Source organism: Streptomyces sp. NBC_01788 (assembly GCF_035917575.1).
GTDB lineage: Bacteria > Actinomycetota > Actinomycetes > Streptomycetales > Streptomycetaceae > Streptomyces.
This window is the reverse complement of the sequence record NZ_CP109090.1, coordinates 6,360,720-6,381,039: the sequence shown is the minus strand read 5'-3', so window position 1 is coordinate 6,381,039 and position 20,320 is coordinate 6,360,720. Positions and strand designations below refer to the sequence as shown.

The 20,320-nt window shown below is 70.1% G+C and carries 21 protein-coding genes and 7 pseudogenes; 15 read left to right on the top strand and 13 right to left on the bottom strand.

Annotated features, from left to right (window positions below):
• Positions 1-350: 350 nt before the first annotated feature.
• Together OIE49_RS28830 and OIE49_RS28825 are read left to right on the top strand one after the other, a co-directional pair.
• A pseudogene (locus tag OIE49_RS28830) lies at positions 351-789 on the top strand (ATP-binding protein).
• Positions 776-1,134: pseudogene (locus tag OIE49_RS28825) on the top strand (hypothetical protein). Before OIE49_RS28830 ends, OIE49_RS28825 begins: the two co-directional pseudogenes overlap by 14 nt.
• Before the next feature lie 101 nt (positions 1,135-1,235).
• Here the strand turns inward: OIE49_RS28825 and OIE49_RS28820 are convergent.
• From OIE49_RS28820 to OIE49_RS28810, 3 genes and pseudogenes are all read right to left on the bottom strand, one after another.
• Positions 1,236-1,544 (bottom strand): SCO5918 family protein, encoded by a 309-nt coding sequence (locus OIE49_RS28820; RefSeq protein WP_326804813.1) that lies wholly within the window; start codon positions 1,542-1,544, stop codon positions 1,236-1,238.
• Between the two features lie 50 nt (positions 1,545-1,594).
• Positions 1,595-1,998: pseudogene (locus OIE49_RS28815) on the bottom strand (CBS domain-containing protein).
• 46 nt (positions 1,999-2,044) lie between these two features.
• Positions 2,045-3,538, bottom strand: coding sequence for a DEAD/DEAH box helicase (locus OIE49_RS28810; RefSeq protein ID WP_326804812.1), 1,494 nt, complete (start codon positions 3,536-3,538; stop codon positions 2,045-2,047).
• Positions 3,539-3,584: 46 nt separating this feature from the next.
• On the opposite strand from OIE49_RS28810, the gene OIE49_RS28805 reads away from it, so the two are divergent.
• The gene (locus OIE49_RS28805; RefSeq protein ID WP_326804811.1) at positions 3,585-3,749 is read left to right on the top strand and encodes a hypothetical protein; all 165 of its coding nucleotides are present in this window, start codon (positions 3,585-3,587) and stop codon (positions 3,747-3,749) included.
• 133 nt (positions 3,750-3,882) lie between these two features.
• Here OIE49_RS28805 and OIE49_RS28800 read toward each other — a convergent pair whose 3' ends face one another.
• A complete protein-coding gene (locus tag OIE49_RS28800; protein WP_006136369.1) occupies positions 3,883-4,086 on the bottom strand; it encodes a cold-shock protein in 204 nt (67 codons plus the stop codon).
• Between the two features lie 656 nt (positions 4,087-4,742).
• Here OIE49_RS28800 and OIE49_RS28795 point away from each other — a divergent pair.
• The 3 genes and pseudogenes from OIE49_RS28795 to OIE49_RS28785 all read left to right on the top strand — a co-directional run bounded on the left by OIE49_RS28795 (position 4,743) and on the right by OIE49_RS28785 (position 6,193).
• Positions 4,743-5,842: pseudogene (locus OIE49_RS28795) on the top strand (hypothetical protein).
• Positions 5,809-6,048: pseudogene (locus tag OIE49_RS28790) on the top strand (transposase domain-containing protein); the annotation flags it as partial. The pseudogenes OIE49_RS28795 and OIE49_RS28790, both read left to right, overlap by 34 nt.
• Entirely contained in the window at positions 6,023-6,193 is a 171-nt protein-coding gene (locus tag OIE49_RS28785; protein ID WP_326804810.1) for a hypothetical protein, read from the top strand. The pseudogene OIE49_RS28790 and the gene OIE49_RS28785, both read left to right, overlap by 26 nt.
• Before the next feature lie 239 nt (positions 6,194-6,432).
• On the opposite strand, the gene OIE49_RS28780 is transcribed toward OIE49_RS28785, so the two are convergent.
• From OIE49_RS28780 to OIE49_RS28750, 6 genes and pseudogenes are all read right to left on the bottom strand, one after another.
• Positions 6,433-6,921 carry a GNAT family N-acetyltransferase gene (locus OIE49_RS28780; RefSeq protein ID WP_326804809.1) on the bottom strand — a complete coding sequence of 163 codons (489 nt, stop codon included), beginning with the start codon at positions 6,919-6,921 and terminating at the stop codon, positions 6,433-6,435.
• 196 nt (positions 6,922-7,117) lie between these two features.
• Positions 7,118-7,333, bottom strand: a pseudogene (locus tag OIE49_RS28775) (FAD-dependent monooxygenase); the annotation flags it as partial.
• Positions 7,330-7,623, bottom strand: a pseudogene (locus tag OIE49_RS28770) (isoprenylcysteine carboxylmethyltransferase family protein); the annotation flags it as partial. The pseudogenes OIE49_RS28775 and OIE49_RS28770, both read right to left, overlap by 4 nt.
• 431 nt (positions 7,624-8,054) lie before the next feature.
• The gene (locus tag OIE49_RS28760; RefSeq protein ID WP_326804808.1) at positions 8,055-8,435 is read right to left on the bottom strand and encodes a hypothetical protein; all 381 of its coding nucleotides are present in this window, start codon (positions 8,433-8,435) and stop codon (positions 8,055-8,057) included.
• On the bottom strand, positions 8,435-9,112 hold the full coding sequence (locus OIE49_RS28755; protein WP_326804807.1) for a hypothetical protein: 678 nt from the start codon (positions 9,110-9,112) through the stop codon (positions 8,435-8,437). The genes OIE49_RS28760 and OIE49_RS28755 overlap by 1 nt, the downstream gene beginning before the upstream one ends.
• Positions 9,103-9,678, bottom strand: a complete 576-nt coding sequence (locus OIE49_RS28750) for an RNA polymerase sigma factor (protein WP_326804806.1) — start codon at positions 9,676-9,678, stop codon at positions 9,103-9,105. The genes OIE49_RS28755 and OIE49_RS28750 overlap by 10 nt, the downstream gene beginning before the upstream one ends.
• Positions 9,679-9,832: 154 nt before the next feature.
• Between OIE49_RS28750 and OIE49_RS28745 the strand changes: the two genes are divergently transcribed.
• The 6 genes from OIE49_RS28745 to OIE49_RS28720 all read left to right on the top strand — a co-directional run bounded on the left by OIE49_RS28745 (position 9,833) and on the right by OIE49_RS28720 (position 12,617).
• Positions 9,833-10,315, top strand: a complete 483-nt coding sequence (locus OIE49_RS28745; protein ID WP_326806353.1) for an Asp23/Gls24 family envelope stress response protein — start codon at positions 9,833-9,835, stop codon at positions 10,313-10,315.
• Between the two features lie 83 nt (positions 10,316-10,398).
• On the top strand, positions 10,399-10,566 hold the full coding sequence (locus OIE49_RS28740; protein WP_326804805.1) for a hypothetical protein: 168 nt from the start codon (positions 10,399-10,401) through the stop codon (positions 10,564-10,566).
• Positions 10,563-10,976: an Asp23/Gls24 family envelope stress response protein gene (locus tag OIE49_RS28735; protein WP_326804804.1), complete on the top strand. Its 414-nt coding sequence runs from the start codon at positions 10,563-10,565 to the stop codon at positions 10,974-10,976. Before OIE49_RS28740 ends, OIE49_RS28735 begins: the two co-directional genes overlap by 4 nt.
• 52 nt (positions 10,977-11,028) lie before the next feature.
• Positions 11,029-11,736 (top strand): DUF6286 domain-containing protein, encoded by a 708-nt coding sequence (locus OIE49_RS28730; RefSeq protein WP_326804803.1) that lies wholly within the window; start codon positions 11,029-11,031, stop codon positions 11,734-11,736.
• A gap of 30 nt (positions 11,737-11,766) precedes the next feature.
• On the top strand, positions 11,767-12,375 hold the full coding sequence (locus tag OIE49_RS28725) for an alkaline shock response membrane anchor protein AmaP (RefSeq protein WP_326804802.1): 609 nt from the start codon (positions 11,767-11,769) through the stop codon (positions 12,373-12,375).
• Positions 12,376-12,461: 86 nt separating this feature from the next.
• The gene (locus tag OIE49_RS28720; RefSeq protein WP_326804801.1) at positions 12,462-12,617 is read left to right on the top strand and encodes a DUF6131 family protein; all 156 of its coding nucleotides are present in this window, start codon (positions 12,462-12,464) and stop codon (positions 12,615-12,617) included.
• A gap of 15 nt (positions 12,618-12,632) precedes the next feature.
• Here the strand turns inward: OIE49_RS28720 and OIE49_RS28715 are convergent, their stop codons facing one another.
• From OIE49_RS28715 to OIE49_RS28705, 3 genes are all read right to left on the bottom strand, one after another.
• On the bottom strand, positions 12,633-12,989 hold the full coding sequence (locus tag OIE49_RS28715; RefSeq protein ID WP_326804800.1) for a hypothetical protein: 357 nt from the start codon (positions 12,987-12,989) through the stop codon (positions 12,633-12,635).
• Between the two features lie 741 nt (positions 12,990-13,730).
• Positions 13,731-14,921, bottom strand: a complete 1,191-nt coding sequence (locus OIE49_RS28710; RefSeq protein WP_326804799.1) for a flotillin family protein — start codon at positions 14,919-14,921, stop codon at positions 13,731-13,733.
• A gap of 41 nt (positions 14,922-14,962) precedes the next feature.
• On the bottom strand, positions 14,963-15,190 hold the full coding sequence (locus tag OIE49_RS28705) for a hypothetical protein (protein ID WP_326804798.1): 228 nt from the start codon (positions 15,188-15,190) through the stop codon (positions 14,963-14,965).
• 566 nt (positions 15,191-15,756) lie between these two features.
• Here OIE49_RS28705 and OIE49_RS28700 point away from each other — a divergent pair.
• The 3 genes from OIE49_RS28700 (at position 15,757) to OIE49_RS28690 (ending at position 20,295) form a co-directional block, all read left to right on the top strand.
• Positions 15,757-17,994: an APC family permease gene (locus tag OIE49_RS28700; protein WP_402503275.1), complete on the top strand. Its 2,238-nt coding sequence runs from the start codon at positions 15,757-15,759 to the stop codon at positions 17,992-17,994.
• Between the two features lie 174 nt (positions 17,995-18,168).
• Positions 18,169-18,309, top strand: coding sequence for a hypothetical protein (locus OIE49_RS28695; protein ID WP_326804797.1), 141 nt, complete (start codon positions 18,169-18,171; stop codon positions 18,307-18,309).
• An 876-nt stretch (positions 18,310-19,185) separates the two neighbouring features.
• Positions 19,186-20,295: a PP2C family protein-serine/threonine phosphatase gene (locus OIE49_RS28690; protein WP_326804796.1), complete on the top strand. Its 1,110-nt coding sequence runs from the start codon at positions 19,186-19,188 to the stop codon at positions 20,293-20,295.
• Positions 20,296-20,320: the final 25 nt, after the last annotated feature.

Genomic DNA, 20,320 nt, shown 5'->3' with positions numbered 1-20,320 from the left:
ACCGTCGGCGGGCATCCGGCCAACACTGCGTCTCGCGAAGAACACCACCGACCGGGTCGGACGCTTCCAGCCGTGACGCCCAGCAGGTCGGCCGTTGACGGGCGCGGCACGAGGGTCTGCGCCGCCCTCGACGATCCCGGGATGATCGAGCAGCTCGTGGAAGTGTGAACGCGGGTGCCGGGGTGGAAGCACGGGATCACGGCAGCAGGTGCCGTCATGCGTCGACTGTGGTCCTCAGTCCCCTTCAGGCAACCACCGTGGCTCTGCGGGGTTGGCGGGTGGAGGGGCGGGGCACAGGGTTGGGCAGGCACGGGCAGGGCATGGACGATCCAGAGGCCAGGGTCACCCTGATGATCACGGTGATTGCCGGCGCCGCAGCCGTCCGTTCCGCAACGGCCGTTGCCGACGCACGCCATACGGCACGAGCTTTCCTCGAAGGGTTGCGGCAGCCGGCCGTGGCCCCTGACGCAGGGGACACAGTTGTCCTGGTCGTGTCCGAGCTCGTCACCAACGCCCTGCACCACGGCGGGGGCCGCTGCGCACTGCAACTGACCGCGCACCCCGACGCCATCGAGATGGCCGGTCCACGACGGCAGTCGACATGCGCCGCGCATGGGCACCCCTGACCTGAACGGCGGTACCGGGGGCTTCGGCCGGCCCGTGGTCAACCGCCTCGCCCACACCTCGACGGTCACCCGCCGGGCCTCCGGCGGCAAGACCGTGAGCGCACGGCCGGCTGCCGCAACCCGGATGGCCGGCGAATGTGGTCCGCCTCATGTCGCAGCCTGACGAGCTGCTCGTTGACGTCGCCGCCCTGGTGGAGTCCGACCAGAGCAATCAGAGTCGCTGACCGTGGTCACCGGTGGCGCTGTCATCACCGGTCGACTGGCTCTCGCAGCCACGCGGAAGCAGAGGGTGTCGGATGTGCTGACGGATTCCGCCCGCTTGGGCGAGTTCGCCGCCGTCTTCGACTCCCCCGCGAAGAAGGACGGGCCGCCCACGCATCCGCACTTCCATGTCGCCCGGATCCTGCAGGGCACACTGGGGATCCCGGAGACGACTGGGATGTACCAGGTCGCGATCGAGGACGTCAGCGCCTGGACCGGGGTCGACTTCAGCTGTTCCGACCACTGAGCGACGGCGACGGGAACCCGCTGCGCGCAGTGTGGGCCCGACCGGCGTACCGGTCGGGCCCACACTGCTGGTCAGCTGTCGGCTCGTGCCTGTTTACCCGGTCAGACCGTCACGGGGGTGCCGAGCATCTCGGAGGCGTGCTGCAGCGAGCCGGGGATGTCCGAAGGCGCGGCCTTGGGGAGGGCGCGGCAGGTGAAGCCGAGTCGAGTCATGGCCCGGAGGACTTCGGCGGCGCTGAAGTCACGGCGGTCCTGGCGGGTGATGACTTGTCCGACTTGCTTGACGGGGTAGTGCCGGCGGCCGATGATCACCGATTCTCCGGTGACCGGTTCGGGCTTGATGCCCTTCATCGATTCCAGCACTCCGCCCTTGGTGAGCTCGAAGGGGAAGCGGGCGATGACGCAGCGCATGTGGCCTCACAGGGAGAAGGGAAGGACGGTCCGACCAGGGGCGAGGCGTTTCAGCGGGAGAGGGCGAGGATGCCCGGGGCGCTGCCTTGCTCGTCTACGACTCGCAGAGCACCGAGCCGACGGGAGCGCATCGTGTGCTCGGCTTCGCCGTCGTGGTCACGGGTGAGGTGGCCGATCCTTGGTCGCCGAGGATGTCGCGCAGGCGGACGCGGTCCGTGTGAGCGCCGCTGTCACGGACGGCGGTGAGGTCGGTTCGGGTCACCAGGCCGATGCGCTGGTCGTCCTGATCGCAGACGACCAGTCGGCCCGTGCGCGCGGCGGTCATGACGGCCAGCGCCACCTCGACGCTCATGTCGTCACAGACCTGCGGTCCGGCCGCGTCCATGACCTCCACCGCCGTCCTGTGCACGGGGTTGGCGTCCGCCGAGCGGGGCTGCATCTGAATCAGCGTCAAAAGGTACCTCCTGCAGAGATGGGTCAACTTCCTGATCATGAAGGTTCTAGGCCACCGCGTCGAGGACGGGCTGGCGTACGGGGGCGCGCCGGGTCGCCGAGGAAGGGCGGCGTCGGCCTCGGTAGGAGGCGCTGCGCTTGGGGCGTTCGACCACCGGTGCGGGGATGACGACCGGGATGCCGGACGGGGCCTGGGCTCCGGTGATCCGGCTCAGGGCCTCGTCTCCCGAGCGGATCTGGGTGGTCTGCGGCCTGATTCCGGCGTCCGACATGAGGCGGACCATGCCGCGGCGCTGCTTCGGTGTGACGAGCGTGACGACGCTGCCGGACTCGCCGGCGCGGGCGGTACGGCCGCCGCGGTGGAGGTAGTCCTTGTGGTCGGTCGGCGGATCGACGTTGACGACCAGGTCGAGATTGTCGACGTGGATGCCGCGCGCCGCGACATTGGTTGCCACCAGCACGGTGACGTGCCCCGTCTTGAACTGCGCCAGCGTGCGGGTGCGTTGCGGCTGCGACTTGCCACCGTGCAGCGCGGCGGCGCGTACCCCGCTGTTGAGCAGGTCCTGGGTCAGCCGGTCGACGGCGTGCTTGGTGTCCAGGAACATGATCACGCGGCCGTCGCGGGCGGCGATCTCGGTCGTGGCGGCGTGCTTGTCGGCGCCATGGACGAGCAGGACGTGGTGCTCCATCGTCGTGACCGCACCGGCCGACGGGTCGACCGTATGCACGACGGGATCGGTCAGATAGCGGCGAACCAGCAGGTCGACGTTACGGTCCAAGGTGGCGGAGAACAGCATCCGCTGCCCCTCCGGACGCACCTGGTCGAGCAACGCGGTGACCTGTGGCATGAAACCCATGTCGGCCATCTGGTCGGCCTCGTCCAGCACCGTGATGCCCACGTGGTTCAGCCTGCAGTCGCCACGGTCGATGAGGTCCTTGAGCCGTCCGGGCGTCGCAACGACGACCTCGGCCCCGCCGCGCAGCGCGCCGGCCTGCCGGCCGATCGACATCCCGCCGACCACCGTGGCCAGCCGCAGCTTGACGGAACGGGCGTACGGTGTGAGCGCGTCGGTCACCTGCTGCGCCAATTCACGCGTCGGTACGAGGATCAGCCCCAGCGGCCGGCGGGGTTCAGCACGCTGTCCAGCGGTACGGGCGAGCATGGCCAGGCCGAAGGCGAGGGTCTTGCCGGAGCCGGTGCGCCCGCGGCCCAGCACGTCACGGCCTGCCAAGGAGTTCGGCAGCGTCGCTCCCTGGATCGGGAACGGTGCGGTCACACCCTGCTTGCCGAGTTCGGTCAGCAGGTGCTCGGGCATGTCGAGATCGGCGAAGCCCTCAACGGGGGGCAGCGCGGGGGTGATCGTCCTGGGCAGCGCGAACTCACCTTGCACTGCGGCCGGCCGGCGGCCGTGACCGCCTGAACGGGCAGGGCCGCCGGAACGGCGCGGTGCCTGCGAGCCCATGCGACTGCCGCCCTTTCCGGCGTCGGCACTGCCGTGACGGGAGCGGTCGAAGCGGTCGTTCGTGCGTGTGCGGTTCATGCGGAACCTTCCTCGATGTGGCGCATATCAAGGAATTCCCGCAGTAATGAGCGGCATCGAGAATTACAAGTATGGACCGGTGACAAAAGAAAACCGATTTGGGCCGGCGGAAATATCCGCGACACAGGTGCTGAAATGGGTGACGCGATGGGGACGTAAGATCCGGGCGTCGGCTGCGGCGCAGCTCTTCAGTACGCTCCCGCATCACTGAAAAAGGAGCCGCGCATGGTGAGACTGCGGATTCCTCCGAGCCGTCCCGCAGGTGAAACCGCTGCGGGAGATGCGTGCAGCTGGGGCCCGCACCCCGAAGGATGCGGGCCCCAGCTACAAAATGTGCGTCAGCGTCAGGCCGGAACGATGTTCTCGGCCGTCGGGCCCTTCTGGCCCTGCGCGATGTCAAAGGTTACCTTCTGACCTTCGAGCAGCTCACGGAAGCCCTGCGCCGCGATGTTCGAGTAGTGCGCGAACACGTCAGCGCCGCCACCGTCCTGCTCGATGAAGCCGAAGCCCTTTTCCGCATTGAACCACTTCACGGTACCGGTAGCCATGTCATATCTCCTTCGGGGCAGTACATCGGAATCCGCACTGCGCGGACGCCATGTCGCCGCAATGATTGCCCCGCCCGGAAATGACCGGAAATACAGAAGCGCTCCCAACCGAAAGAACCGGTGGGGCACTTGAAGTTTCGGGAACCACAACTGCAACTGAGATCGACAGTAGCACACTGGAACGGCCCGTGCACATTACGCAATTCCGCTCTGCTCGGTGCAGCAAAAACTCTCACTACGCGGTCCACCAAAGCCTCACTTCGCGAGCACAGATATTGATCCACTCGGAGCGCTACGTTTCAGGAAGAGCGGTCTTACAAACGAGCGTGACATGCGAAGACGACTCCTAGAGGCAATACCGGTGACTTTGGTGGTCTCTCTGGGTGGGTTGCGCCAAGGCCGGGTCAGGTGAAGTCGTCGGGGGTTGTGAACTGCTGCCGGTTGACAGTGGTTGAGCGTGTTCTGGTGCGCATGAGTGAGTGTCGCGGTGGTGGTGCGTGGCGTGGGGAGGCAGTACGTGGCAGGGCGACGGGCGTTCTGGTTTCGAATGCGTGACCTTTGACCGGGGTGCTCGTTGGGCGCTGTGAAGGGTCCTTCGGGTGTCGGACGGGGGTGGGGTGGTGGGCGGGCTGCGCGAGGTGGCGGCGCCGTTCGTGATGCCGGGCCCGTCCGGGGTGGCAGTCCGCGCCGGTCTCAAGGGCCTGTCCGGGCAGGACGAGACCGTGTTGCGGCTGGTGGGCGAGTTGCTCGGCTCACTGGCCTCCGGCGATCTGAAGGCGCGTTGCGCGGCAGGCCTGGGACACGACGGCGAGCAGTGGGCACGGCGGAAGCGGGCGCTGACCGGCCAGTCGTCCTCGCGGTGGGCAGGCAGCATCACCAAGGCCACGCACGACCAGTGGGCGCTGGCCCGGCGCGGGCAGCTCGCCCACCTCCAGAATCTCCAGGCAGGCATCGACACGATCACGCACCGGCTCGCGCAGCCCATCGGGGCCAAGGGAACCAAGAACACGCCGGGCGGCTACGGTTCGCGGCGGGAGTGGTTCGCCAAGTCCCGGCGCCTGCACGTGCTTCAGGACCGGCTGGAGCAGGTACGGGCCGACACGGCAACCCCGTCGGCGCGCCCCGCAGATTCGACTACCGACTGACCGGCAGCGCACAGCACCGCGACGCCCAGGTCCGCCACGCCCTGATCCGCCTGCTGCACTGGGCCGCACGCCACGGCCTCGCCCTCGCGATCGAAGACCTGGACTTCGACGCGGAGAAGACCCGGGAGAAACACGGCCGCCGCAAACGGTTCCGCAAACTGATCTCCGGCCTGCCCACCGCCCGGCTGCGGGCCCGGCTGATGTCCATGGCGGCCGAGCTGGGCGTCACCATTGTCGCGGTCGACCCCGCCTACACCAGCCGCTGGGGCGCCCAGCACTGGCAGAAACCCCTCACCAGCGAGAACAGGAAGCCCACGCGGCACGACGCTGCCGCCGTGGCGATCGGACGACGCGCCCTGGGATGTGCGATCCGGCGTCGGACGGCACCGCCCCCACCGCACCGGAGTGATGCGGTGGGGCATCGGACCGTCCAGGCCCGACCGGACACCCCGAGGCGTGAGGGACCCCGCCCCCGCGTTCCCGGACCACGGACACGATCCGTGCCGCCCGGACGCGGAGCGAAAGCGGGCGACCAGTGTGCCCACGACCGTTCGGGACACACGGCTGAGCACGAGCCCTGGACCCAGGACTCACTCCCGCTCAGTCCATAGGAACGGTTGATCGGTTCTCGGATCGGATCGCGTCGGGGGTGCTGACGCGGGCGTTCCCGCCGGAACTGGTCGACGAGGTGATCGCCGAGTGCGGCAGGGTCGAGCAGCGGACGCGGCTGCTGCCGGCACGGGTGGTGGTCTACTTCGTCCTGGCGATGTGTCTGTTCTTCGGGCAGGGCTATGAAGAGGTTGCCCGGCTTCTGGTTCAGGGGCTGGAGCGCGAGGGCCCGCAACGGCTCCGGCCCAAGCCGCAACCGCGCCCGCCCGATCGCCGCCGTCGTGGGCACCCGCCAGGTGGTCGCCCACCGGCCTTCGCGCTCCCGCCTGTACAACCTCACCCTCACCGGATGACAGGTGAACGAGCAGGTCATCAGCATGCCCCAGGGCATTTACGGGACACCATCCAGTCCGAAGCCCCTCACCGATCCGCTCCACCGAGGGCCGCACCAACGCCGGCCGGCCACGCTCCACGAGGCAACCCCCCGCCAGGGCAGAGACGACGGCACACGCGGAGCGCGCGGCGTCCAGCGGCTCCTGCTTGCCGGCCACCATGCAGGCGAAGCCGGTGCCCTGCGAACCGGCACACCGCGTCATTCCGAAGGAATGCGAAACTCGAATTCGGGACGGTCCCACGGCACGGCGGGCGGGTTCGCGAGCGCGGTCCCGGTCCGCACCGCACCGACGCGGTGGTAGAAGTCCCCGGCGGGAAGATGCGACACGACCTTGACACGGTCGAGCCCGGCGGCACGGGCCTCGGACTGCATGTGCGCGACGAGCAGTCGTCCAATACCCCGTCCCTGCACGTCGTCGGCGACGAACAGCAGGTCGAGCTCCGGCGGAGCGAGGACGAGCGAGTAGAACCCGAGGACCCGGCCTCCGTGCTCGTCGGCGCCGACGGCCACAAAGGCGCGGTGGGCCTCGATGTAATCAGGACCGACCCGGTAGCCCGCCACTGCGGCTGCGTACTTGCCCTCGTAGGCGCCTGAGCCACGCACGAGCCGCGTGAGCCGTTTGGCATCCCGCGCGACGGCCCTCCGTATCGTGATCGGCTGGCTGATCGGGGAAGTGCGTGAACTCATCGGGAGAGTATTTCGCACCGTGGGGTGTCTTCCTGCGGCGGGTCGGCTGCTCGGGCAGGCGTTCGTGCACCGCTCCCGGGAACCACTCGCCCAGGCCCCGATCGAGTACGTCCACTGCCGACGAATGGGCCGCCCGCCGGCAGCAACTGGACGCCCGACCGCTGCGGGCGAGCTGGAGAACGGGGTGGGTTGTGCGGTCCACGTAGCGGATGCCGCGCAGTTCGCGGCCGGTGGCCTCGACGCCCAGTGTTCGCAGCGCGGCGACACCGCCGGGCATGACTCCTTCTCCGCAGGCCTTGTCCACGGGCGCGGTCCGGGGTTCGACGACGACGGCCTCCAGGCCGGCGAGCGCTGCGTGGATGGCCGCGGCCAGTCCGGCGGGTCCGCCGTCGGCCACCAGTACGTCGATCATGCCGACGCCGGCGTGGTCGCGGCGGCGAGCGCCCGGTTCTCGCAGCGGATGCGCACGGTGAGCAGGGCGGCGTCGAGTACCGTGAACGCGGCCGCGGTAACCCAGGCGGTGTGTACCAGAGGCAGCGCCACGCCCTCGGCGACGACGGTCACGTAGTTCGGATGCCGCAGCCACCCCCACCGGTAGGGACCGCTCGTCACCAGCGGCAGGCCGGGTACGACGATCACCCGGCTGTTCCGACGGGGTCCCAGGGTGTGGATGCACCACCACCGCAGTGCCTGGCCGGGTATGCCGCGCTGGCGCTGTGCGTGCCGTTGTCGTTCGCATGTGGCGTGTGGGCGGGCGTCGTTCACCTGGCTGGCATGGCGGCGTGGGCGTACAACCTGCGGCTCAAGGCGACAGCATGGTCCTGGGCCCCGTACGCGGTGGGTTTCGCCGCGCTCCCGGCGTTCGTGGCGCTGGGCTCCCAGGGCAGCCCTGGCCGGCCTGGTGGGTTGTCACCGCCGGGGCGCTGCTGGGGGTCGGTGCCCATCTGGGCGACGTGCTGCCGGATATCCGTGGGGATCCGGCGACGGGCGTACGGGGATTTCCGCACCGACTGGGCCCGGACGGCGCGCGGCTGCTGCTGCCGGCACGCCTCGTGCTCGGATCGGGCCCGTCGGTCGCTCTCGCCGTCGTGATCCTGTACATCGAGGACGTCGCCGGCCGTCGTGTGCGGCGCTCAGACTGTGTGGTCCCGGGCGGTGATGCGGGTGACCGTGACCCTGACTGTCACGGTGACCGCCACAGGGGCGTCGTGTGCTGCAAGGTAGGAGAGGACAGCGGCCCGTACCTGGTCATGGACATTGCGGGCGGTGTCCACCGCTCGGTGGCCTTCGGTCAGGACGCAGCGCACCTCGACGTGCCATCCCGAGCCGTCGGGCACCCGGTCGACGCGGACGCCGGCCTCGGGGGTGCGTTGAGCTGTTGTCTCCGGTCCTGCGGGCAAGGCGGCTGCCGTGAGGCGGTGGGCGAGACGGGGTTGCAGGCCGGCCACACCGGGAACCGCGAGGGCCGCCGAGGCCGCGACGCTGAGGGGAGGCGGCGTTCCGGTGGCGGCCATCAGAGGCCACCGCCCGTGTACTGACCCGAGCCCGCCGGGCCGAGGGACGAGGGGGGCTCCAGTACGTCGACCACGATGATGTCGACGGCCGACACGTCCATGCCCAGGGCTTGTACGGCGGCGCTGGTGATCGACCCGCGTACCTGATCGACCCTGTCGGGCAGCGGGCGGTCGAGGGCGGCGGCCAGGGTCATGGTCACCTGCACGCCGGTGCCGCCCACGGGCACGAGCCGGCAGGTTTCGGCCCTCGCCCCGGGGACCGTATCCGCGGCATGCCGCAGCACTTTCACCGCGGCGCTCTCGGCGATCAGTAGATCCAGCATCGTGTCGGCCAGTGGCAGCAGCCGTCCGAGCCGGACCTCGGCCCTGACGATGCTCATGACCCGGTCAACCAGTGCCTGCAGGCCGGGAGGGTCCTTGGCACGCAGCGCCCGCGTGGCCGCGTTCAGCCTGGCCAGCCCCTCGACGGCCTCGCGGCACTGGGGACATGACATGGTGTGCGGATCCGCGGTCGGCGTCGCGTCCTGTACCTGTTCCCAGACCTGGCTGAGCAGGCGGCCGCAGGTCAGTACCTCGTCACCTGCGAGCGGAGCCGCGTCGTCGATGGCCGAATGGTCGGGAGGCCCGTCGTCTCCGGGCGGTTCGGAAGGCTGCGCGTGCGGGTCGTCTAGCGCCATGGGGCCATCGCCTCCTTCAGGGACCGGCGTGCCCTGAACAGTCTGCCGCGCACCGTTTGCTCACTGGTCTGTGTCACGACGGCGATCTCCTTGTAGGGCAGGCCCTGCAGTTCCCGCAGGATCCAGCAGACACGCTGTCCGGTGTCCAGCTCGCCGAGCGCGCACGTCAGGGCGGCCGTCTCCGCGTCCTCCTCTGCGGCTCGGGCGGGCTGGCCCCACGCGTCGCCCGTGGCGGGTTCGGCAACGGCGTCCAGTCGAAGGGGTGGCGGTCGGTGGCGTCGCAAGTTCAGGCAGCGGTTGACGGTGATGCGGTACATCCAGGTGGGGAACTCCGCATCGTGGCGGTATTCCGGCAGTCGCCGCCAAGCGCTGACGAAGGCGTCCTGAACGGCCTCCTCGGCGTCCTGGGCGTCACCGAGCATGCAGTGGGCCAGGCCGAGGAGAGGACGGCTGTGCCGCCTCACGAGAACAGCGAAGGCGTCCTCGTCCCCCTCGGCAGCCCACACAGCCAGCAGCCCATCCGGCAGGTCGCCTCCCAGAAGTGAAGAGCCGGTCCGTTCGATCATGCCGCTCCTGCTCATGTTCAGGACGGTCGGGTACCCACCACCTTGCATGTGATGCACATCACACATCATGTGTGTGAGGAATCCGCCGCCCCGCATGTCCAACCTTTCGACGGGCACCACGCCGGTGTCCGACCGACCGATCGAGGCGACCGCCATGACGGACAACATCACCAGCGTCGGCGGGGGCAGCCGACCCGATGCGGGCGTGAGCGCGCTGAAGGGCCGTACCGGAGCCGGAGCTCCGGCCGAGACCCGGGGGAGGACCACCATCGCGGACGGCGTGGTGGCCAAGATCGCCGGCATGGCCGCCCGCGAGGTACCGGGCATCCACAACCTCGGGGCGGGCATGGCCCGTGCCTTCGGCGCTGTGCGGGAGCGTGTGCCCGGCGGAGGCGGCAGCGTCGCACAAGGGGTGAAGGTCGAGGTCGGCGAGCGGCAGGCCGCCGTGGACCTGGACGTCGTCGTCGAGTACGGCGTCTCCATCGTCGACGTCGCCGGCGATGTGCGCTCCAACGTGATCAGCGCGGTGGAGCGGATGACGGGACTGGAGGTCGTCGAGGTGAACATCGCCGTCGACGACGTCCACCTTCCCGACGAGGAGGAAGGGTCCGAACCGGACGAGGGCCGCGTGAGGTGATCCGCCGTGACCACCGCCACCGCCGCGTCCCGGCGTAAGCGGCTGATCACGCGGACGACGCTCGCGAGACGGGTGAGTGCATCATGAACACAGCGACCACGGGCCTCGCGGCCGGGATGGCCCTGGGCTTCGCCGGTTACTTCGGCGGCTTCTGGGCGTTCCTTCTGGTTCTCGTCCTGGGGGCGGCGGGGCTGATCGTCGGCCTCGTCCTGCAGGGCGACCTCGACCTCCGTGCACGGAGGCGGCGGTGAGGACCCGGCCCAGCTCCCCGCCTCCCGGCGAAGGGTCCGGCCCGTCGGCGCGGGCCGCCGGCCTGCCGCCACCGGCCGAGCGGGGCGCCACCGTCATCCCGGACAGGGTGGTCGCCCGTATCGCCACCCAGGCCGCACGCACGGCCCAGTCCCGGCGGGCCGCCCTCCCGCCCGACCCGAGCGGACCGGCGGCACCCAGCGCCTCGGCCACCGTCCGGAGCGGATCGGTCCGCCTGCACCTGACTATGGAGCTGCCCTACCCCACCGACATCCCCCATGTCTGCGAGCGGATCCAGCAGGACGTCGCCGAACGGGTGGCTCAGCTGACCGGCTTGCTGGTGGGAGAGGTCACCCTCACCGTCCGACGGCTGGTGACCGCCTCCGGCGCGAACCGGGGGCGGGTCCTGTGAGCGGCCACCCGGCCCGCACCGCCGGGCCCATCACGCAGGAAGGAGGACCGGAATGACACCCGACCCGGACCCTCCCGCCCGCGACTCCGCGCCACCTCCGCGCCGTGCAGCGGTGCCGCTGGCAAAGGAGCCCGAGCAGCCGAGGGAGCCCGCAGAGCCCGGTCCGCCCGACCACCACGCGCCCCCGCCGAACCCGACGGCCGGCGAAGGCGACAGAGGGCACCGGACCCACCGCCCGTGGTCCGCGCGCCGCCTTCCGGCCACGCTCGTAGCCTCGGTGATCCTCGTGGCGGCGGTCGCCGCGCTGGTCGACGTCGTCGCCGTGCGGGCGGGACGCCCCGCGGCAGCCTGGCGACGGCACCTGACCGACGCACTGGCCACCCGCCCCGTGGACGACGTGTGGATGCTCACGGGAGCCGCCGTGGCCGCCGCCGTCGGCGTCTGGCTGATCGTCCTGGCCCTCACCCCCGGCCTACGTCACTGGCTGCCCCTGCGCTCCCCCTCGCCCCGGCTGCGCGCCTCCCTGGACCGCAATGGCAGCGCCGATCTACTGCGCGACGCCGCCATGCGGGTACCCGGGGTCGGCAAAGCCCGCATCCGGGTGCGCCGCCACCGCGTCAAAACGCGCGCGGACGTCCGCTTCCGCGACCCTCAACAGGTGAAGGACGACCTCACCGCCGTCCTCGACGAGGAGCGCGACCGGCTCGCCCTCGCCCGCCCTCCCCGCATCGTCGTACGGGTGCGGCAGCGCACCAACTGACCGGAGACCCCCAGACCCGGAGTCCGCACCATGACGCCGCGACCCGTACTCAACCGCAGCCTGCTGGCCCTCGCCGGACTGGTCCTGCTCGGCGGCGGCCTGCTGATCCTCTTCGCCGGGTTCGACGTCTACCGGCGACACGATCTGGCCCCGCCCGCCGGCTGGCCCCTGACCACCCCGGACGACGTCCTGCTCGGCTCCGCCGACCGGGCTCGCTGGAGCAGCCAGGGCTGGTGGTGGTGGCCCGCCGTCATCGCCGCCCTCGCCCTCGTCGCCCTGGTCGCCCTGTGGTGGCTGCTCGCCCAACTGCGCCGGCGCCGCCCCGGAGGACTGTCCGTCGGCGGCACACCTCCGCAGGAAGGCGTCGAACTGCGCGACCGAGCACTCAGCGACGCGATCGCCGCCGAAGCCGGTGCCCTGCCGGGAGTCGAGCACGCGGCCGTACGCATCACCGGGCGGCCCGCCCACCCCCGCACCCGTGTCAGGCTCACCCTCACCCCTCACAGGGCACCGGGCGCCGCCCTCGCTGCCCTCTGCGAAGGCCCGCTCCGGACCGCCCGCCGGTCCACTGGCTTCCCTGACATGCCCACCGAGGTCCGCCTACAGGTCGCCCGCCACAAACCACACCGCGCGGAGTGAGGAGGGGACGGCATTCCCGTGTCCACGCCCTTGTGGCCCATCGCAGTTCACAGGGGAACCGGCAACTACTCCCCAAGGGAGAAATCATGATCATCCTGGGCGTCATTCTGCTCGTCGTCGGCTTCGTCACCGGGATATCCATCCTGTGGACCATCGGGATCATCCTGGCGGTCGTCGGAGCCATCCTGTGGGTCCTCGGCGCGATGGGACACGCCGTCGCAGGGCGACGCCACTACTGGTGACCGTTGCTCAGAGCCTCAGCGGCTCTCAGCATTCCGGGTATTTCGGCCCGGAAGGTCCGTCACATCAAAGCGTGAGGGTTTCGGCTTGAGTACGGTCTCTCGCTTCTGTCTGCCGCTGCTGCGACAGGGTTGCGCCACCTGCCCGCCACCCGTGGCCCTGCGGCCGTGGGTGGTGGTGCGGGTCTTACGGTTGGCTCCACGAGGCTTCGACACCGCGGGGGCGGTGTCCTGGTCTCCGGCCACTCCGGTACCAGTCACCGCGACTGCCGCGAGTGCGGCGAGGTTGAGCGCGGCGTTGTCGTCCCGGTCGCAGACCAGGCCGCGGGCGTCGCACTCGCACGTCCGGATGTGCAGCGGCAGCTCGGCTTTCACCGCGCCGCACCCGGAGCAGGTCTTGGAGGAATACCGCCCCGCCTTCTCTCACCAGCGTGCGGCGGCTCTGGTCGAGCGCCCGCGCGTCGGCTCTCTCCAGTTGCCGTTGCCGTGTGCTAAGCGCTTTCTGGAAGAGCGGGTGGAACGGCCCGCCCTTCCAGGAGGAGCGCACCATGGCGCAACCGGTAAGTCGGCAAACGATCAGCGCTGAGCAGTTCAGCCGAGTGTGTGACGAGATCAGGAGCACGGCGGCGCCCGAGAAGGACGATCAGTCCATCCGGGACTGCGCTCTGCGCATCGTGCAGACCCTGGGCCTGGCGCTGTCCAAACCCCCGGGGAGCCCTCGGTACACCCGAGAGGCCATCCTGGACATGCCTGACGAACAGCCAGGAGAAAACGAGGGCCCGGTCAGGTAGACCGGGCCGTCGGCTTGCTCCCGCTGCGAGCGCAGTACGCGGACGATCTGCTCAAGCTCGGCGTGCTGGGCGAGTCACTGGCCGCGCTCACACCGCAGGCCGAAGAGGCGGCGATTCCCGAGGAGCAGGCTGCCCCGCTCCGGACGAAGGCGACTTCGTCCTCGGTATCGCCGTTCCTCCCCGCCCGCGACAACCTCCACCGCCGGCGGGAGCAGGCACTCCCGCCTCGTCGACCAGGCGGAAAGCACCGCAAAGCCCCAGGAGGGACTCGCCCGGCGCGCCGCCGCGGCGGCGCGGCGCGAGGCGCGGATCGCCTGCTTGCCGTTCATGCCTTCTCGGCGGGCCGAGGCCGGTCGCCGTTCACGCCAGGTGGAATCGTCGTCGACCTCTTGAGCGCGTCGAGGATCGCCATGCCCTGGCCGACGATCCCCGATGCCACCTCGCTGACCCCTGTCGCGCCATTGAGGACGGTGAGGGTGGCGCCCGCGAGACCGCGGGCCGCGGCGTCTGCGAGGGCGGGCAGGTTTTCCACGACACGGTTGGCCGCGATCAGTTCCTGGTTGCCGTCCCTGAGAGAGGCGGCACGGGCGTTGTTGGCGTCGGCCTGTGCCTGCGCGATGGTCCGCTCGGTGTAGGCGGCGCCGTCCGCTTCGAACTTGGCCTGATCACGGTGGGCTTCGGCGAGGGTGCGCTGGCGGTAGGCCTCAGCGTCGGCGGGGCGCCGCACCTCCGCTTCCAGCCGCTGCGCAGCCAGCGCTGCCTGGCGCCTGGCCAGGGCGGTCTGCTCCTCTGTGACCTCCTGGGTGGCCCTCGCCTGGGCGAGCGGACCGGCTTGCGCGGCGCGGGCGTTGGACTGCTCGGTCTCGGCGAGGAACCCCGCACGCTTGATGGCGGTGTCCCGTTCGTACTCGGCTTTCAGCGCCGCGGCCTGCTGTTCGCGTTCGGCGGCTTCCTGGTCGGCCTTGGCCTGCGCGATGCGTGCCTGGCTGGCGACGGCGGCGGCGTGCGGGGCGGCCAGGTTGTCGATGTACCCGGAGACGTCCTCGATCTCCTGTATCTGCAAGGCGTCGACGACGATGCCCAGCTTCTCCATCTCTGTGTGGCTCGCTTCCTTGACCTCCTGCGCGACGCGATCACGTTCGCGGATGATCTGTTCGACCGTCAGCCCGCCGATGATGGAGCGCAGGTGTCCGGCGAAGATCCGGCCCACGAGTTCCTCCATGGCGTTCTGTTCCGCCAGGAAACGGCGGGCCGCGTTGGCTATGGAAGCAGGGTCGTCACCCACTTTGAACACCGCGACGGCTCGGGCCCTGAGGCGAATGCCCTGCTGCGTCACGCAGTCCTCGGTGATCTCGGCCTCGCGCAGCGCGAGGGACAGCAAGCGGGCCTTCTGTTTGACGGGGAAGACGAAGCTTCCGTGACCGGTGACGATCCGGAATTGCGTGTCCTCCGCCCGGCGTTTCGACCCGGAAATGAGCATTGCCTGGTCGGGGGCGGGAACGTGCCAGAACAGCATGGAATTCTCCTGTCGGGATCGTGATTCACGGAAATCGTGATTCACGGGTCGGGAAAGTGCTCCACGACCACGGAGCGGGCCGAGGTGCGGTCCACGACAATGACGCGCTCGTGCTTGGGTATGGGATGCCGCGACCACGCGGCGAATGCCTCGGTCCCGCCCCGTACCGCCACGAGCACTTCCCCCGGGCCGCCCGGAGGGATGGACACGGTCACCCGGCCGATCGCCCCCACAGGGCTCTGGTCTTCGTCGTCTTCTCGGTCGGTCATCCGGTCCCTCCTGCGCCCCGGCCGCCCGCGTTGCAGGTCAGGGCCCGCACTGCCCTCGTACTCCCAGGATTTCGTACGGTCCTGTACGGCGGTCAGCGGCCGTGGTTCACGGACCGGATGTCCCGCATGACGCCACACGTCGTCCGGGCGTATGGAAAAGGTCGTTCATGGCGTAAACCTTCATCCAGGTGCAATGTGCGGGCACCCGTTCTCCTGCTCCCGACGACGACGCCAACAGGGCCGCTGACGTGCGGAATGCCCTCGGTGTTTCCAGCGTACTACCGGCGACCGGGGCCACCCTTGGGACGGCCGGCCCCTTTCGGCACCGCCGGGAAACGGGCGGGCCGCCCTGAAAGAGACGGCCATGGCTCGGTCCGGCACAGTCGGCCTGGAAGACGACACACTTTGAACGCCACACGTGCCGCGGGCGCGGAGCGCTGCTCCCGCGCCCGCGGCTCAGCCTGCCTTCCGCGACCTGCCGGATTCATTTCAAGGGAGACAGTCTCGCATGTCGGACCGGCATGTCATCGCCGCTCGGGGACCGCCGATCGACCACACTGCGCGGCGTGACGGATACACATGGTGGTCGACGCGAGGAGTCGACGGGGCCGCCCGGACCCGCCGCGCAACTGGCCGAACTGGACGAGGAACAGTTGCGCGTCCTGCGCCGGGTGGGCCGTGCCTGGGGCCGGGTGTCGGCGTCTCCCGAAACCTGGCGTCGCGCCCTGCCCGTCGACCCCGACCTGGGCGCGTTCCCCCCGGCGGCACAGCTCCGGCCGGCCCGGTTCGGGCGCCTGGTTCCCCTTTCGCCCTTGGGGGCGTCTTCGCCGGGCGAGCAGGTCGACACAGAGGAACCGCCCAGTGGTCGGCTGGGTCGTGCCGAGGAGTGGGCGCGGCGACTCGTCCTTGGGGTGCCGCTGAGGAGTTCCGCCCTGGTGTCCGAGCGGATGCGCAAGCTCGTGGCTCTGCCCGTGCTGTCGGCCGACGCGCTCTCCTCGGTCGCCTACGGTCCCGAGGCCATGCTCGCGGTCCTCGTGCTCGCGGGAACGGCCGGACTGGCGTACTCGTTCCCGGTCTCCGGCGCGATCGTGTTCCTCATGCTGGCGGTCGGGCTGTCGTACCGTCAGACCATCCGCGCCTACCCGCACGGCGGCGGCTCGTACATCGTGGCCGGCGACAACCTCGGACAGGTGGCCGGTCTGGTGGCTGCGGCGGGACTGATGACCGACTACGTCCTCACCGTCGCGGTGTCGATCGCCTCGGGCGTGGCGGCCATCACCTCGGCGATCCCGTCACTGGCCCCCGACACCGTGCCCATCGGCGTCGGGGTGATCGTGGTTCTCCTCGCCGGAAACCTGCGCGGCATCCGGCAGGCGGGCGCCCTCTTCGCCGCCCCCACCTACGCCTTCATCATCGCCATGTTCGCCCTCATCGTCTCGGGACTCGTCCACGCGGCAGGGCAGGACTTCCGGCCGCGCCCCACCCCGGCGGTCACGGTCACCGAGAGCGCGGGACTCTTCCTGATCATGCGGGCTTTCTCGTCCGGCGCCACGGCGATGACCGGTATCGAGGCCATCTCCAACGCGGTACCGGCGTTCAAGCCCGTGGAGTGGCGCCAGGCCCGTACGACGCTCACCTGGATGGTGGGACTGCTCATCGCCATGTTCGCCGGCATCGTCGTCCTGACCCATCTCGTCGGCGTGGTGCCCAGTACCCGGGAGACGGTGCTCTCCCAACTGGCCCACCTCGGCTTCGGCTCCGGGTGGATGTACGTCTTCGTCCAGGCCGCCACCGCGGCCGTCCTCCTCCTCGCCGCGAACACGGCGTACAACGACTTCCCCCGCGTCCTGTCCCTCCTGGCGCGCGACGACTACGCGCCCCGGGTCTTCATGCGGCTGGGCGACCGGCTGGCCTACAGCAACGGAATCATCCTGCTCTCGGTGGCCGCCACCCTGGTCTACGTGGCGTTCGACGGGCAGACGGCGGCCCTGATCCCGTTGTACGCGGTCGGTGTCTTCCTCGCCTTCACGCTCTCCCAGGCAGGCATGGTCGTGCACTGGTGGCGGCTGCGCGACCGGCACTGGCGCAAGAGCCTGCTCCTGAACGCCCTGGGCGGCCTCCTGTCGGCCGTCGTCTTCGTCACCGCGGGCATCAGCAAGTTCACGTCGGGTGCGTGGGTGGCGATCGTCGCCGTCGGACTGTTCCTGCTCGTGACGTTGCGGATCCGGCACCACTACGCCACCGTCCGCGCACGCCTGCGCCTGCGCCCGCACACCGTCGAACTGCCCGCGCACACCGCCGTGGGGCCGGGTACGGAGCCCGCCGCGCCGTACACGGCCCCCGCCCCGCGACGGGACGCGGCGCGGCCGGAGACGAACGGCGAGAACGAGGAACTGCCCGGGGAGATCCGCCACCTCACCGTCGTCGCCCTCGCGACGCTCGACCTCGCGGGCATGCGGGCCCTCGCCTACGCGGCCTCCCTCCGCCAGCCCGTGCTCGCCCTCCACATCAGCCTCACCCCTCAGGAGGCCGAACGGGTACGCGCCTACTGGACGTTGTGGGGCGACCATCTCCCGCTGGAGATCGTGGTCTCCCCCTACCGGGCGACCGTGGCGCCTCTCGTCCACTACATCGAGGCCCTGCACCGGCAGCACCCCGACCTCACCCTCACGGTGATCCTCCCGGAGATCATCACCCGGCACCGGCGCCACCAACTCCTCCACAGCCGCACCGCCCCACGCCTGCGCCGCGCCCTGCGGTCCCTCCCCAAAATCGTCATCACCACCGTGCCCTTCCACGTATAGCGCTCCTGCCCGGACCCGAAGTCACTTACGTGCCTCAGCAGCCCGTCAGGAGGTGCCGGCTGTCACCAGTCCCCCTCCACGCCAACCGGCTGACTCACCAACCGGGTTGGACGGGGTTCACGGCCGGGGATTGGGAACCGTCACAGCTTCGGACCGCTTCACTGATTCGGCCTCGTGACCGCCGAAGCGGCCCTCGACCGCGGAGTCTGGATCATGTGCTTCACCGACGGACCGATCGAGGAGCACGAAGTCGAACGTATGGCGCAGGCGGTCCGGGCGGTGGTCCGCTCGGAGTACGACCGACACGCGGTGTGAAGAGCCGCCTCGCTTCCCGCTCTCGAAAGCCGTGACGGCTCTCCAGGCCCTCCACCCGGCCTTGGTGGGCACGACGGGGGCGCTCCAACGCTCGGACCTCGGCCAGCCTCAGAACCGAGGTGACGCCCTCGTGCGTGTACGTGAGCCCTGGCCGGCGCGGCGCGTGCACCGTCGGGCGGACGGTCTCGTCCCCGACCGGTAAGAAGTCGATCCGCACGACGTCCGACCGAATCGGGTGACAAGTCCGGGATGCTCGGCCAACGCGGTGCTCAAGGAGGGGAGGCTCGGAAGCGATGCCCCGCGTCGCGGTCATCACGCGCCACTGCCAAAGTCAACGGCTCCGGCGTAGACCCGCCGGAGCCGCCCTTCCGGGCCATTGCACATGAGCGTGCGCCGACCCGATTTCACCCTACGCCGGAGGGGACTACTCGGGCATAAGTGATTTTTCCCGAAGTTCACCCAGGAGCGGCGTCCGGTGCGTGCTCTGGGGCCCCTGCCAGGGCGTGGGAGGGAAGTCGTCTTCACCGACGACGCCGGACATGAGGTCCGCTTCCGTGCCCGGCCGGGTGCGAGCACCTTCAAGCGCCTCTGCGCGTAGCGCTTCATCTGGACAAATGAGCCCAAGGGGCGCGTAGAAGCAGTCAGTGAACTCCCCCGCGCGGAGCCGACCCCGACTACGTGCCGTCCCAGGTCGTGACGGCTTCGCGAAGATCCCTGCTGTTCACCGTCCTCATGCTTGACCTCCGTAGCCACGCTCACCTGGGGAAACGGCGCGCCGGCCGCGCTTCTGCCGCTTGTCCTGGCCACCCGTCTCGCGCCCCGCCGAGACGAGCCTTCCGGGCTGCCGTGCCCCAGCGGTGGGTGTAAGCAGGAAGCATGCGTCTTCGGCGGCGGATCTCGCAGGGCATTCACTCGTGGCAGGCCAGCGATGCCCTGCTCGCGGTGCCGCTCGCTTTGATCGCCGCCATCATCGTCGCCGACGTTCTGACCGGGCCCCACGTGCCGCTGGGGCCACTGCTGATCGTGGCTCCCGCGATCACCGCCTCCTTCGCCAGCCCCTTCCTCACCGCCCTGGTCGGTGTCATCGCCGTGGCCGCCCTGCTCGGCGTCGGTGCGGTGGCCCACCTCCTGACCACCGAGAGCGTCGGCGCGCAGATCATCTCCCTGATCGTGGTCTCGGTGGTCGTGACGGCCTTCCGTTATCTGCGCGAGCGGCACTCCCGTGAACTGGAGCAGGTACGAAGAGTGTCGGAGGCCGCGCAGCGTGTGGTGCTCAGACCCTTGCCCCGGCGCATCGGGCCGCTCCGGGTGGCCTCGGTCTACCTGGCGGCTCAGGAGGAGGCACTGATCGGCGGCGACCTGTACGCGGCCGTCCGCACCTCCTTCGGCACGAGACTCATCATCGGCGATGTGATGGGCAAGGGCCTGACCGCGATGAGCGACGCCTCGCTGCTGCTGGGCGCGTTCCGGGAGGCCGCGCACCGGAAGGCGGCCCTGCCCGAGCTGATGGCCTACCTGGAGCGCAGCGTGTGCTGGAACCTGGCCGAGCCCACCGAGCCCGGCCAGGAGGAGGAGTGCTTCATCACGGCCGCGATCATCGACATCCCCGACGCACTGCCGCAGGCGCAGATGGTCTCCTGCGGGCACCCGCCGCCCTTGCTGCTGCGCGGCCGGCAGGTCGTCACCTTGCGCGCCAGCGCTCCCGCGCCGCCGCTGGGACTGGGTGAGCTGAGCACACCGGAGTACCGGGTGGACACCTTCCACCTGGAGCCCGGGGACCTCCTGCTGCTGTACACCGACGGTGTCGTCGAGGCCCGCGATCCGGGGGGCGCCTTCTATCCGCTCGCCACGCGGGCCCTCTCATGGGCGCAGGACAGTCCCATGGCTCTGGTCCACCACCTGCGCGCCGACCTGCTGAACCACGTCGGCGGGCAGCTGTCCGACGACGCCGCGGTGGTCGTCCTGCAACGTACCGCCGGCCCATAGAGCCCTCGCGGGCGTACGAGTGCCC